10 protein-coding genes are annotated in these 11,985 nt (G+C 73.4%); 7 read left to right on the top strand and 3 right to left on the bottom strand.

Features of this window, described 5'->3' with window-relative positions; all coding sequences use genetic code 11:
* The first annotated feature begins 58 nt into the window (after window positions 1–58).
* Window positions 59–1,123 carry a glycosyltransferase gene (locus ACLQ26_RS09345; protein ID WP_425744057.1) on the top strand — a complete coding sequence of 355 codons (1,065 nt, stop codon included), beginning with the start codon at window positions 59–61 and terminating at the stop codon, window positions 1,121–1,123.
* A gap of 52 nt (window positions 1,124–1,175) precedes the next feature.
* Here ACLQ26_RS09345 and ACLQ26_RS09340 read toward each other — a convergent pair whose 3' ends face one another.
* A complete protein-coding gene (locus tag ACLQ26_RS09340; protein ID WP_425744056.1) occupies window positions 1,176–2,576 on the bottom strand; it encodes a hypothetical protein in 1,401 nt (466 codons plus the stop codon).
* A 130-nt stretch (window positions 2,577–2,706) separates the two neighbouring features.
* On the opposite strand from ACLQ26_RS09340, the gene ACLQ26_RS09335 reads away from it, so the two are divergent.
* The 6 genes from ACLQ26_RS09335 to hutH are packed head-to-tail and all read left to right on the top strand — an operon-like array spanning window position 2,707 to window position 10,515.
* Window positions 2,707–3,558 (top strand): MurR/RpiR family transcriptional regulator, encoded by an 852-nt coding sequence (locus tag ACLQ26_RS09335; protein WP_425744055.1) that lies wholly within the window; start codon window positions 2,707–2,709, stop codon window positions 3,556–3,558.
* 16 nt (window positions 3,559–3,574) lie between these two features.
* Complete coding sequence (gene hutU / locus ACLQ26_RS09330) at window positions 3,575–5,230, top strand: urocanate hydratase (RefSeq protein ID WP_425744054.1); 1,656 nt, start codon at window positions 3,575–3,577, stop codon at window positions 5,228–5,230.
* A complete protein-coding gene (locus ACLQ26_RS09325; protein WP_425744053.1) occupies window positions 5,227–6,429 on the top strand; it encodes an allantoate amidohydrolase in 1,203 nt (400 codons plus the stop codon). Before hutU ends, ACLQ26_RS09325 begins: the two co-directional genes overlap by 4 nt.
* A complete protein-coding gene (locus ACLQ26_RS09320) occupies window positions 6,420–7,787 on the top strand; it encodes a formimidoylglutamate deiminase (RefSeq protein ID WP_425744052.1) in 1,368 nt (455 codons plus the stop codon). Before ACLQ26_RS09325 ends, ACLQ26_RS09320 begins: the two co-directional genes overlap by 10 nt.
* Entirely contained in the window at window positions 7,784–8,980 is a 1,197-nt protein-coding gene (hutI, locus tag ACLQ26_RS09315) for an imidazolonepropionase (protein ID WP_425744051.1), read from the top strand. The genes ACLQ26_RS09320 and hutI overlap by 4 nt, the downstream gene beginning before the upstream one ends.
* Window positions 8,977–10,515, top strand: a complete 1,539-nt coding sequence (gene hutH / locus ACLQ26_RS09310; protein WP_425744050.1) for a histidine ammonia-lyase — start codon at window positions 8,977–8,979, stop codon at window positions 10,513–10,515. The genes hutI and hutH overlap by 4 nt, the downstream gene beginning before the upstream one ends.
* Window positions 10,516–10,639: 124 nt before the next feature.
* On the opposite strand, the gene rdgB is transcribed toward hutH, so the two are convergent.
* Window positions 10,640–11,257: an RdgB/HAM1 family non-canonical purine NTP pyrophosphatase gene (gene rdgB, locus ACLQ26_RS09305; RefSeq protein ID WP_425744049.1), complete on the bottom strand. Its 618-nt coding sequence runs from the start codon at window positions 11,255–11,257 to the stop codon at window positions 10,640–10,642.
* Entirely contained in the window at window positions 11,254–11,979 is a 726-nt protein-coding gene (rph, locus tag ACLQ26_RS09300; RefSeq protein ID WP_425744048.1) for a ribonuclease PH, read from the bottom strand. Before rph ends, rdgB begins: the two co-directional genes overlap by 4 nt.
* Between the last annotated feature and the right edge of the window lie 6 nt (window positions 11,980–11,985).

The raw sequence follows: 11,985 nt of genomic DNA, 5'->3' as shown, positions 1-11,985 counted from the left end.
GGTAGACCATCCTGACGCCGACGGGACGCGCCCGCTCGACCACCTGAGGAGCGGGCGGGTGGCGCTCGTGCACGAGTGGTTCGGGGCGACCGGCGGCTCGGAGAACGTCTTCCGGCAAATCAGCAACCTGCTGCCGGACGCCGAGCGCTTCGTGTTGTGGAAGGACCACGACGCCGACGAGCCCAACCTGCGGGAATCCTGGTTGGCGAAGACACCGTTGCGCCATACGAAGGCAGGGGCGCTGCCGTTGATGCCGCTGGTCTGGCGGACCCTCAGCCGGGAGCGGTTCGACCTCGTCATCTCGTCCAGCCACGCGTTCGCCCACACCGTACGGCTCGGCTCGGCGGAACACGTCCGGTACCTGAGCTACGTGCACTCCCCCGCCCGATACATCTGGAGCCCGAACTTCGACGGTCGAGGCTCCAACCCGCTGCTGACCCTGCCGCGGCGTGTGCTGCAGACCGCCGATGTGCGGCTCAGCCGCCACGTGCACGGGTACGCCGCGAACTCCGAGGAGGTACGTGCCCGGATCGCCCGGTACTGGCGGCGCGACGCGGTCGTCATCAACCCTCCGGTGGACGTCGAGTACTTCGCTGCCGCGCCTGCTGCGGACCAGAGCCAGTCCCGCGACTACCTGCTCGGGGTCGGACGGTGGATCCCGTACAAGAACTTCGACCTGATCATTCAGATCGCCGAGGCGGCCGGTCTGCCGGTGGTCATCGCCGGCTCGGGTCCCGAGGAGACCGCGCTGCGGCGCGCCGCGGAGCGAGCCCGGGTGGCGGTGACGTTCGAGGTGCGCCCCTCGAAGGAGCGGCTGCGCCAGCTCTACTGGGGTGCGCGGGCACTGCTGTTCCCGGTCCACGAGGACTTCGGCATCATCCCGGTCGAGGCACAGGCCTGCGGCACCCCGGTGGTCGGTCTGCGCCGCGGCGGTCTATTGGAGACCGTCCACGACGGTGAGACCGGCCTCCTCGTCGACTCCGTCGACCCACACAGCTTCGTTCCGCTGGTCCACCGCCTGCCGGAACTGTCGCCGGAGCGCATCCGGGCACATGCCGCGGGGTTCTCCGAGCAGCAGTTCGCCGCGCGTATGACGGACTGGATCGCCGAAGCCCGGCGCTGAGTGCGATCTGCGTGGATCCGCGTGCCGACCGGCACGCGTATCCACGGCCCGTTCAGAAGATCACGACGTCTCGCAGGTAGGTGGCGACCCGGCGCAGTTGCTGGGCCTCCGGCACCGGGCCGGTCATCCGGAGCACAAGCTGCCGGTCGACGACACCATCCCCGCTGCGGAAGTAGGCGACGACGACCAGGCCGTGCCGCTGCTCGCCGTCGGCGTTGATGAGCGCCTCGGCGTAGGTGGCGTACTGCCCGCTGCGGATCCACCGCACGCCCCACGCCTCCTCGCTCATCCGCATGGTGGTCTGGCGTTGCTCGTCACACGGCTGGGGGCAGTTGCGAACGATCAGCTCACCACCGATTTGCGACCCCCCGGTGGCTGTCATGCCGCAGTTGTACTTGATGAACCCCTCGGCCTGACCGGCAAGTGTGCAGGACCAGTCCATCGGAACCTTCACCGGGAACCCGAGCCCTTCGAGGCCGGTCAGCGTACGCACGTTGTCGCGTTCGGTGAACCCCGGCCACTGGGGCGGCCACTTGCCTCCGTGCGGCGGCTCGATTCCCGGCGACTGTGGCGGTGCGGTAGGCATCGGTGGCGGTGCGGCGGTGGCGGTCGCGGTGGCGTCGGCCGGTTTGTCGTCGTCGGCTAGGCCAGCCCAGGCGACGAGGCCGCCCCCGCCTGCCAGCACCACCAGTACCAGCGCTGCGGCTCCGAGCCAGAGGCCGGTCCGCCGCTTGGGCGGTGCGGAGGGGGTGATGCGACGGACCGGCGAGGCGAACAGTTCGGCGCTCGTCGGTCCGTTGCTGTAGGCGTCGGGCGCCGAGGTCACCGGCGCGGGGGGTGCCGACGTCACTGGGGCGGGAGGTGCCGACGCCACCGCGGCGGGAGTTGCCGACGTCACTGGGGCGGGAGGTGCCGACGTCACCGGGGCGGGTGGCGCCGACGTCACCTCGGCCGGGGAAATGGGTAGGCCGGAGATCGGGTGCGGGATCGCGGACACCAACTTGCCGGGGACGGGACCCGTCTGCACTGCCCACGGGGCCTGCGGTGCACCGGAGACCGGCGGCGGGCTCGACACGGGCGGGGCGGACACCGACGGCGGGGCAGACACCGACGGCGGGGCAGACGTGGGCGGCGCGACCGCCGGAGCGGGGGTGTATTCGACGCCGAGGGCCCGGAACAGCGTTTCGGCCCCGGGACCCGCCTCGGCCGGGTACGCCACCCAGGGGGCGTCGGCCGAGAAGTCGGCGTACGTGTAGGCCGGCCCGCCCGGAGCCTGCGCCAGCGAATCGGCGACTCCGGCGAAGGACTCACGCCAGCCTGGTGCGGCGGCCACAGTGGCGTCGAGCACCGCCACGGTGACGAACCGGCCCTGCTCGTCGATCGCGGCCCACGCCTTCCCCACCGGAGACCCGCCGAGCGCGTGGGTGAGCCTGTAGGGGCCTTCCGGCTGCATGCGCACTCCTCCGTTGTACCGCCGTGCGGATAGTACCGGCCATTCGCCAACCCGACCCGCCCCGGCCGGCACCCGCCGGTGACCGAGCCACCGCTTGCTTGGTGAAAGTTTTCATGCATAGAGTCGCGGAGTGAATGACGGAGCGGTCCAGGCGTCGGCCGAGCAGGTGTTCCACCTGTTCGACGGCGTACGGCTCACCCCGACCCAGCGTCGGATCGCGCACTGTCTCGTGCAACACGCCCCGGCCGTGGCGTACCTCTCCGCGGCGGAGGTCGCCGAGCTGGCCGGGGTCAGCCAGCCCTCGGTCACCCGGTTCGCCGTCGCGCTCGGCCACGACGGCTACCCGGCGCTGCGCCGCCGGTTGCGCGACCTCACCACCACGACACCCGGTGGGTCCACCGACGCCGCCAACGAGCTCCAGCAGGCGGTACGCGCCGAGATGGGCAACCTGGACCGGCTGGCCGGTCAGCTCGCCGACACCGACCGGATCGCCGAGACCGGGCAACTGCTCGCCGCCAGCCGCCCGCTGCCGGTGCTCGGGCTGCGCGCCGCCGCGCCGCTGGCCGCGTACTTCGCCTACTTCGCCGCCAAGGTGCACCCGGACGTGCGAGTGCTCGACGACGGCGGCAGCCTGCTCACCGACCGCCTGGAGCAGGCCGCCGAGGCCGGGGCGTCCGCCGTGCTGGCCTTCGTGCTGCCCCGCTATCCCCGGGAGACCCTGGACGCGTTGCGCGACGCGCGTGCCGCCGGGCTCACCGTCGTGGCGATCACCGACTCGCCGGTCAGCCCGGCCGTCGAACACGCCGACGTGGTGCTGCCGGCCGCCGTCGGCGCGCAGCTCGTCTTCGACCTGCACACCGCCCCGATGACCCTGGCCATGGTGCTGTTGCAGGCAATCTGCGACGCCGCGCCGGCCGACACCCAACGCCGTCTGGAGGCGTTCGAAGCCTCCGCGGCCCGCCGACAGTTGTTCCTCGGTTGACCGGAGGAGACCGCAGATGACCCAGCCCATCCGTGCCGCACGGGGCAGCCAGCTCACCACCCGCGGGTGGCAGCAGGAGGCCGCCCTGCGGATGCTGATGAACAACCTCGACCCGGAGGTGGCCGAACGCCCCGACGACCTGGTCGTCTACGGCGGCACCGGGAAGGCTGCGCGGGACTGGCCGTCGTACCACGCGTTGGTCCGTACGCTCACCGACCTGCGCGAGGACGAGACGATGCTCGTGCAGTCGGGCCGCCCGGTGGGGGTCATGCGCACCCACGAGTGGGCACCCCGGGTGCTGCTCGCCAACTCGAACCTGGTCGGTGACTGGGCGACCTGGCCGGAGTTCCGCCGCCTCGAACAGCTCGGCCTGACGATGTACGGGCAGATGACCGCCGGTTCGTGGATCTACATCGGCACCCAGGGCATCCTCCAGGGCACCTACGAGACGTTCGCCGCGGTGGCCGCGAAGAGGTTCGACGGCAGTCTCGCCGGCACGTTGACACTGACCGCAGGCTGCGGCGGGATGGGCGGCGCGCAGCCCCTCGCGGTCACCATGAACGACGGCGTCTGCCTGATCGTGGACGTGGACCGCACCCGGCTGGACCGTCGCGTGCACGACCGCTACCTCGACGAGGTCGCCGATTCCCTGGACGACGCCGTCGAGCGGGTCCTCGCCGCGAAGCGGGACCGGCGGGCGCTGAGCGTCGGCGTGGTCGGCAACGCCGCCGAGGTCTTCCCCGAGCTGCTCCGCCGGGGCGTCGAGATCGACATCGTGACCGACCAGACCAGCGCCCACGACCCGCTGGCGTACCTGCCGGTGGGGGTCGAGCTGGCCGACGCCCGCGACTACGCCACGGCCAAGCCGGCCGAGTTCACCGACCGGGCCCGCGCGTCGATGGCGCAGCACGTCGAAGCCATGGTGGGCTTCCTCGACGCCGGCGCCGAGGTGTTCGACTACGGCAACTCGATCCGGGGCGAGGCGCAGCTCGGCGGCTACCAGCGCGCCTTCGACTTCCCGGGCTTCGTGCCGGCGTACATCCGGCCGTTGTTCTGCGAGGGCAGGGGTCCGTTCCGGTGGGCCGCGCTCTCCGGGGATCCGGCCGACATCGCGGCCACCGACCGGGCCATCCTGGACCTGTTCCCGGAGAACGAGTCGCTGGCCCGGTGGATCAAGCTGGCCGGTGAGCGGGTCGCGTTCCAGGGTCTGCCGGCCCGGATCTGCTGGCTCGGTCAGGGTGAGCGGGACCGGGCGGGTGTGCGGTTCAACGACATGGTCGCCTCCGGTGAACTCTCCGCCCCGGTGGTGATCGGTCGGGACCACCTGGACACCGGCAGCGTCGCGAGCCCGTACCGGGAGACCGAGGGGATGGCCGACGGCTCCGACGCCATCGCCGACTGGCCGCTGCTCAACGCCCTGGTCAACACCGCCAGCGGCGCGTCCTGGGTGTCGATCCACCACGGCGGTGGCGTCGGCATCGGGCGGTCGATCCACGCCGGGCAGGTCTGCGTGGCCGACGGCACCGCCCTCGCGGGGCAGAAGATCGAGCGGGTGCTCACCAACGACCCGGCGATGGGTGTCATCAGGCACGTCGACGCCGGCTACGACAGCGCCCGCGAGGTCGCCGAGCGCACCGGCGTCCGGGTGCCCATGACCGAGGCACCCGCATGAGCGACGACCTCTCCTCCCGTTTCCGAGCCATGTGGGACGAGATCGCCCCGGTCGGGCGGGACGCCAGCAGCGGCGGCTATCTGCGGTATGCGTTGACCGAGCCGGAGACGGAGTTGCGGGCCTGGTTCCGTGCGCAGGCGCGACGGCGGGGCCTGCCGGTCACCGAGGACGGCAACGGCAACCTGTTCGCCCACTGGGGTGACCCCGAGGGCGCCGACGCGGTGCTGACCGGCAGCCACTTCGACTCGGTGCCGCACGGCGGGGCGTACGACGGGCCGCTCGGCATCGTCAGCGCGTTCCTGGCCGTGGACGAGCTGCGCGCCGCCGGGGTCACACCCGTCCGGCCGCTGGTGCTGGGCGCGTTCGTCGAGGAGGAGGGCGCCCGTTTCGGCGTACCCTGTCTGGGCTCGCGGCTGCTCACCGGCGCGCTGGCGGCCGACCGCGCGGCCGGCCTGCGCGACGCGGCCGGGGTGAGCTTCGCCGAGGCGCTCGGCGACCGACCGGCGGGCGCCCGACCGGAGCTGCTGGGCCGGTTCGGTGTCTTCGTGGAGCTGCACGTCGAGCAGGGCCGCGCGCTTGTCGACGTGGACGCGCCGGTCGGCGTGGCGAGCGCGATCTGGCCGCACGGCCGCTGGCGCTTCGACGTGGTCGGCGAGGGCAACCACGCGGGTACGACCCGGATGGCCGACCGCCGCGACCCGATGCTCACCTACGCGTTCACGGTGCTGGCGGCCAACAAGGAGGCCCGGCTGCGCGGGGCGCACGCCACAGTGGGCCGGGTGTCCGTCGAGCCCAACGCCACGAACGCCATCCCGTCGCGGGTGACCGGCTGGCTGGACGCCCGCGCCGCCGACCCGGAGACCCTGACCGGGCTCGTCGACGCGGTCCGGGGCAAGCTCGCCGAGCGGGCCCGCCGCGACGGTACGGAGGTGACAGTCACCGAGGAGTCGGTGACGCCGCTCGTCGCCTTCGACGGTGGGCTGGCCAAGCGCCTGGCGACGCTGCTCGACGCGCCGGTGCTGCCGACCGGTGCGGGGCACGACGCGGGGGTGCTCGCCGCGCACCTGCCCACGGCGATGCTCTTCGTGCGCAACCCGACAGGGGTGTCGCACTCCCCCGCCGAGGCCGCGACCGACGACGACTGCGCCGCCGGGGTGCGTGCGCTGGCGCGCGTGTTGGAGGAGCTGACATGCCTGTGACACCGACCCGCTGGCTGGCCGAGTACGCCTGGCTGCCCGATCTCGCCCAGCCCACGCCCGACGTGCTCATCGAGACCGACGGTGGGGTGATCACCGCTGTGACCGCGTTGGCCGCTCCGGGCCGGCCGAGCGCCGGTGTGGACGTGTACGCCGATGCGGTGCCGCTGCCCGGCCTGACAGTGCCCGGCCTCGCGAACGTGCACTCGCACGCCTTCCACCGGGCTCTGCGCGGGCGTACCCACGGCGGCCGGGGCGACTTCTTCAGCTGGCGGGACCGGATGTACGCGGTGGCGGACCGGCTGGACCCGGACACCTACCTGGCGCTGGCCCGCGCCGTCTACGCCGAGATGGCCCTCGCGGGGATCACGTGCGTCGGCGAGTTCCACTACCTGCACCACCGGCCCGACGGCGGCGCGTACGACGACCCGAACGCGATGGGGGCGGCGCTTGTCGAGGCCGCCGCGCACGCAGGCATCCGGCTCACCCTGCTGGACACCTGTTACCTGAGCGCCGGGGTCGACGGCCGGCCGCTCGCCGGGCCGCAGCGGCGCTTCGGCGACGGCGACGCGGCCCGCTGGGCGCAGCGGGTGTCGGCGTTCGCGCCGGCGGACTCGCACGTCCGGGTGGGCGCTGCCGTGCACTCGGTGCGGGCGGTCCCGGCCGACCAGCTCGGCACGGTCGCCGCCTGGGCCCGGGAGCGGCGGGCGCCGCTGCACGTGCACCTCTCCGAGCAGCCCGCCGAGAACGACGAGTGCCGGGCCGTGCACGGGCGTACGCCCAGCGCGTTGCTCGCCGAGCACGGCGTGCTCGGGTCGGACACCACGGCCGTGCACGCCACCCACCCGACAAGCGGCGACCTGACGCTGCTCGGCGACAGCCGGACCGGTGTGTGTCTCTGCCCCACCACCGAACGCGACCTCGCCGACGGCATCGGCCCGGCCCGGCGGATGGCTGACGCGGGGATCCGGCTGAGCCTGGGCAGCGACAGCCACGCCGTCGTCGACCTGTTCGAGGAGACCCGGGCGGTGGAGCTGGACGAACGGCTGCGCACCCGCCGCCGCGGCCACTTCACCCCAGCCGGTCTGCTGACCATGGCGACCGCCGCCGGGCACGCCGCGCTCGGCTGGGCCGACGGCGGGCGGATCGCCGTCGGCGCCCGCGCCGACCTGGTCACGGTACGACTCGACAGCGCCCGCACCGCCGGAGTGCCGCCGGTGGGGGCCTTCTTCGCGGCCGGGGCGGCCGACGTCGAGCAGGTGGTGGTGGACGGCCGCGTGGTGGTGGCCGAGGGCCGGCACCTGAGCGTGGACGTGCCTGCCGAACTGTCGGCGTCCATCGAGGCGGTGATCCCCTCATGAGCGCCCTGCTTGTCGACAACATCGGCGAGTTGGTCACCAACGGCGTCGGCGAGGGCCCGCTGGGCATCCGCCGCGGGGCGGCAGTGCTGATCGAGGAGGGCCGCGTGGCCTGGGTCGGGCCGGCCGCGTACGCGCCGGCCGCCGACCGGCGGGTCGACGCCGGTGGGGCCGCCGTACTGCCCGGGTTCGTGGACAGCCACGCGCATCTGGTCTTCGCCGGGGACCGGGCCGCCGAGTTCGCCGCCCGGATGGCCGGCGAGCCCTACACCGGCGGGGGCATCCGCACCACCGTCGGCGCGACCCGGGCCGCCACCGACGACGAGCTGCGGGCCACCGTGCGCAGGCTGCGCGGGGAGGCGCTGCGCCAGGGCACCACGACCATCGAGATCAAGAGTGGGTACGGGCTGAGCGTCGCCGACGAGGCCCGCTCGCTGCGGATCGCCGCCGAGTTCACCGAGGACACCACCTTCCTCGGCGCGCACGTGGTCCCCGCCGAGTACGCCGACCGTCCGGACGACTACGTCGGACTGGTCTGCGGGCCGATGCTTGCCGCCGCCGCGCCGCATGCCAGGTGGATCGACGTGTTCTGCGAACGGGGCGCCTTCGACGTCGACCACGCCCGAGCCATCCTCGCCTGCGGGCAGGCCGTGGGGCTCGGTGTGCGGCTGCACGCCAACCAACTCGGCCCCGGGCCGGGTGTGCGGCTCGGAGTGGAACTGGGCGCGGCAAGCGTGGACCACTGCACCCACCTGTCCGACGCCGACGTGGACGCGCTGGCGTCGACCCGGATCGACTGCATGTGCCACGAGGGCCGGCACACCTCCACGGTCGCCACCCTGCTGCCCGGCGCCGAGTTCTCCACCCGCTCGCCGTACCCGGACGCCCGCCGGCTGCTCGACGCCGGAGTCACAGTGGCGCTGGCGACGGACTGCAACCCCGGCTCGTCGTACACCTCGTCGATGCCGTTCTGCATCGCCCTCGCCGTCCGGGAGATGCGGATGACCCCGGCGGAGGCGCTGTGGGCGGCGACCGCCGGTGGCGCGCGGGCGCTGCGCCGCGACGACGTCGGCGTGCTCACCCCCGGCGCACGGGCCGACCTGGTCGTCCTGGACGCCCCCTCGTACCTGCACCTGGCCTACCGGCCCGGTGTCCCCCTGATCCGCCAGGTAATACGCAACGGAGTTCCACAGTGACGACCGTGATCATCCAGCCCACCGGTATCACCGCAGACGACGTCCTCGCGGTGGCGCGCGGCACCGCCACGGTGACCCTCGCCCCGGCCACCCGCGACGCGATGGCGACCAGCCGCGCGATCGTGGACGGCATCGAGGCCGCCGGACGGCCCGTGTACGGCGTGTCGACCGGGTTCGGCGCGCTCGCCAACACCTTCGTCGCGCCCGAGCGGCGGGCGGAGCTGCAACACGCGCTGATCCGCTCGCACGCCGCCGGGGTGGGCGCCCCGATGCCGCGCGAGGTGGTGCGGGCCATGATGCTGCTGCGGGTACGCTCGCTCGCCCTGGGCCGCTCCGGGGTCCGCCCGCTGGTCGCCGAGGCGCTCGTCGACCTGCTCAACCACGACATCACCCCGTGGGTGCCGGAGCACGGTTCGCTGGGCGCCTCCGGCGACCTCGCGCCGCTGGCGCACTGCGCGCTCGTGCTGCTCGGTGAGGGCTGGGTGCTCGGCCCGGCCGGCGAGCGGCGCGACGCGGCCGAGGTGCTGCACGCCGCCGGGCTCACGCCTGTCGAGCTGGCCGCCAAGGAGGGGCTGGCGCTGATCAACGGCACCGACGGCATGCTCGGCATGCTGCTGCTGGCCATCCACGACGCCGCGCACCTGTTCGCCATGGCCGACGTGACAGCCGCGCTGGCCATCGAGGCGATGCTCGGCTCGGAACGGCCGTTCCTGCCCGAGCTGCACGCCATCCGACCCCACCCCGGCCAGGCGACGTCGGCGGCGAACATCCACCGGCTGTTGCAGGACTCCCGCGTCATGGACTCACACCGCGACGACCTGGCGCACGCCGTGCAGGACGCCTACTCGATGCGCTGCGCGCCGCAGGTCGCCGGTGCGGCCCGGGACACCCTGGACTTCGTCCGCACCGTCGCGGCCCGCGAACTGGTGTCGGTCGTGGACAACCCGGTCGTGCTGCCCGACGGCCGGGTCGAGTCCACCGGGAACTTCCACGGTGCGCCACTGGGCTTCGCCGCCGACTTCCTCGCCATCGCCGCCGCCGAGGTGGGCGCGATCGCCGAGCGGCGGGTGGACCGGCTGCTGGACGTCACCCGCTCCCGGGAACTGCCCGCGTTCCTCTCCCCCGACGCCGGGGTCAACTCCGGCCTGATGATCGCCCAGTACACGGCGGCCGGGATCGTCGCGGAGAACCGGCGGCTGGCCGCCCCCGCCTCGGTGGACTCGCTGCCCACAAGCGGCATGCAGGAGGACCACGTCTCGATGGGCTGGGCGGCCGCCAAGAAGCTGCGCACCGTGCTGGACAACCTGACCAGCCTGCTCGCCGTCGAGTTGCTGGCAGGCGTACGCGGCCTGCAACTGCGCGCGCCGCTGGTGCCGTCGCCGGCCGGCCGGGCCGCCGTCGCCGCGCTCGGTCCGGCGGCCGGTGAGCCCGGCCCGGACGTGTTCCTCGCACCCGTGATGGAGGCGGCCCGCGCCGTCGTCGCCGGGCCGGAGCTGCGCGCCGCCATCGAACGGGAGGTCGGCCCGCTGGGCTGACCTCCACGGGTGGCTGTCGCCCGCCGCGGGTCAGGCGGCGGGCGGCAGCACCTTCGCGACCGTCAGGCCGCGCGACAGCACCTTCGCGACCGTCAGGCCGCGGGCGGCAGTACCTTCGCGACCGTCAGGCCGCGGGCGGCAGTACCTTCGCGACCAGCTTCGCCAGCTCGCGCAGTGCCTTGCCGCGGTGGCTGACCGCGTCCTTCTCCTGCGGGGTCAGCTCGGCGTTGGTGCGGTCCTGCCCGTCACCCAGGAAGATCGGGTCGTAGCCGAACCCGCCGTCGCCGCGCGGCGCGCGCAACACCCGGCCGGACTGCCGACCGTCGACCAGGTGCTCCTTGCCGCCGGGCAGCACCAGCGCCACCGTGCAGACGAAGGACGCGGCCCGGTGCTCGTCCGGCACGTCACCGATCTGGTCCAGCACCAGCTGGAGGTTGGCCCCGTCGTCGCCGTGCTTGCCGGACCAGCGGGCGCTGAACACCCCCGGCATCCCGTTGAGCGCGTCCACGGCGAGCCCGGAGTCGTCGGCGATCGTCGGCAACCCGGTACGCCGGCAGCCCTCCCGCGCCTTGATCAGCGCGTTCTCGCCGAAGGTGAGGCCGGTCTCCGGCAGCTCCGGGTACTCCGGCACGTCGTCCAGCCCGAGCAGGGCGATCCGGTGCGCGCCGAGCGCGCCGTCCAGGATCCGCTGCAGCTCGACAAGCTTCTTACGGTTACGCGTAGCCAGCAGGACCTTGTTCACGCGAGTGCCTTTCGCTGGGCTTCGGCCAGCTCGGCGCAACCGGCAACGGCCAGGTCGAGCAGGCTGTCGAGCTGGTCACGGGCGAACACGCCCGCCTCGCCGGTGCCCTGCACCTCGACGAAGTCTCCCGCGCCGGTGCACACCACGTTCATGTCCACCTCGGCGGCCACGTCCTCCTCGTAGCAGAGGTCCAGTCGCGCCTCGCCGGCGATGATTCCGACGCTGACGGCGGCGACGGAGCGGTGCATGACCTTCTCCGGCTTGCCGGCGAGGGCCTTGCGGGAGGCCAGCCAGCCCACCGCGTCGTGCAACGCCACGTACGCGCCGGTGATCGCGGCCGTACGCGTGCCGCCGTCGGCCTGCAGCACGTCGCAGTCGAGCACGATCGAGTTCTCGCCGAGCGCCTTGAGGTCGATGCTGGCGCGCAGGCTGCGCCCGATCAGGCGAGAGATCTCGTGCGTACGGCCACCGACGCGGCCCTTCACGCTCTCCCGGTCCGAGCGGGTGTTGGTGGCGCGGGGCAGCATCGCGTACTCGGCGGTCACCCAGCCGAGCCCGGAGCCCTTGCGCCAGCGGGGCACGCCCTCGGTGACGCTCGCCGTGCACAGCACCCGGGTGCCGCCGAACTCGACGAGCACCGAGCCCTCCGGATGGGTGCTCCAGCCCCGGGTCAGGGTCACCGGTCGAAGTTGAGAGGGCCCTCGCCCGTCAGGTCGCGCCATGCCCTG

It is taken from the genome of Micromonospora sp. DT43, assembly GCF_049841645.1.
In the GTDB taxonomy this organism is placed as follows: Bacteria; Actinomycetota; Actinomycetes; order Mycobacteriales; family Micromonosporaceae; genus Micromonospora.
The sequence above is the reverse complement of the archived record's forward strand: the minus strand, read 5'-3'. Positions and strand labels throughout refer to the sequence as shown.

Bases quoted from the DNA above. Each gene is read 5' to 3' on its own strand.
- ACLQ26_RS09340 (WP_425744056.1), bottom strand. From the start codon at position 2,576: ATGCAGCCGGAAGGCCCCTACAGGCTCACCCACGCGCTCGGCGGGTCT.
- hutU (WP_425744054.1), top strand. From the start codon at position 3,575: ATGACCCAGCCCATCCGTGCCGCACGGGGCAGCCAGCTCACCACCCGC.
- ACLQ26_RS09325 (WP_425744053.1), top strand. From the start codon at position 5,227: ATGAGCGACGACCTCTCCTCCCGTTTCCGAGCCATGTGGGACGAGATC.
- ACLQ26_RS09320 (WP_425744052.1), top strand. From the start codon at position 6,420: ATGCCTGTGACACCGACCCGCTGGCTGGCCGAGTACGCCTGGCTGCCC.
- hutI (WP_425744051.1), top strand. From the start codon at position 7,784: ATGAGCGCCCTGCTTGTCGACAACATCGGCGAGTTGGTCACCAACGGC.
- rph (WP_425744048.1), bottom strand. From the start codon at position 11,979: ATGGCGCGACCTGACGGGCGAGGGCCCTCTCAACTTCGACCGGTGACC.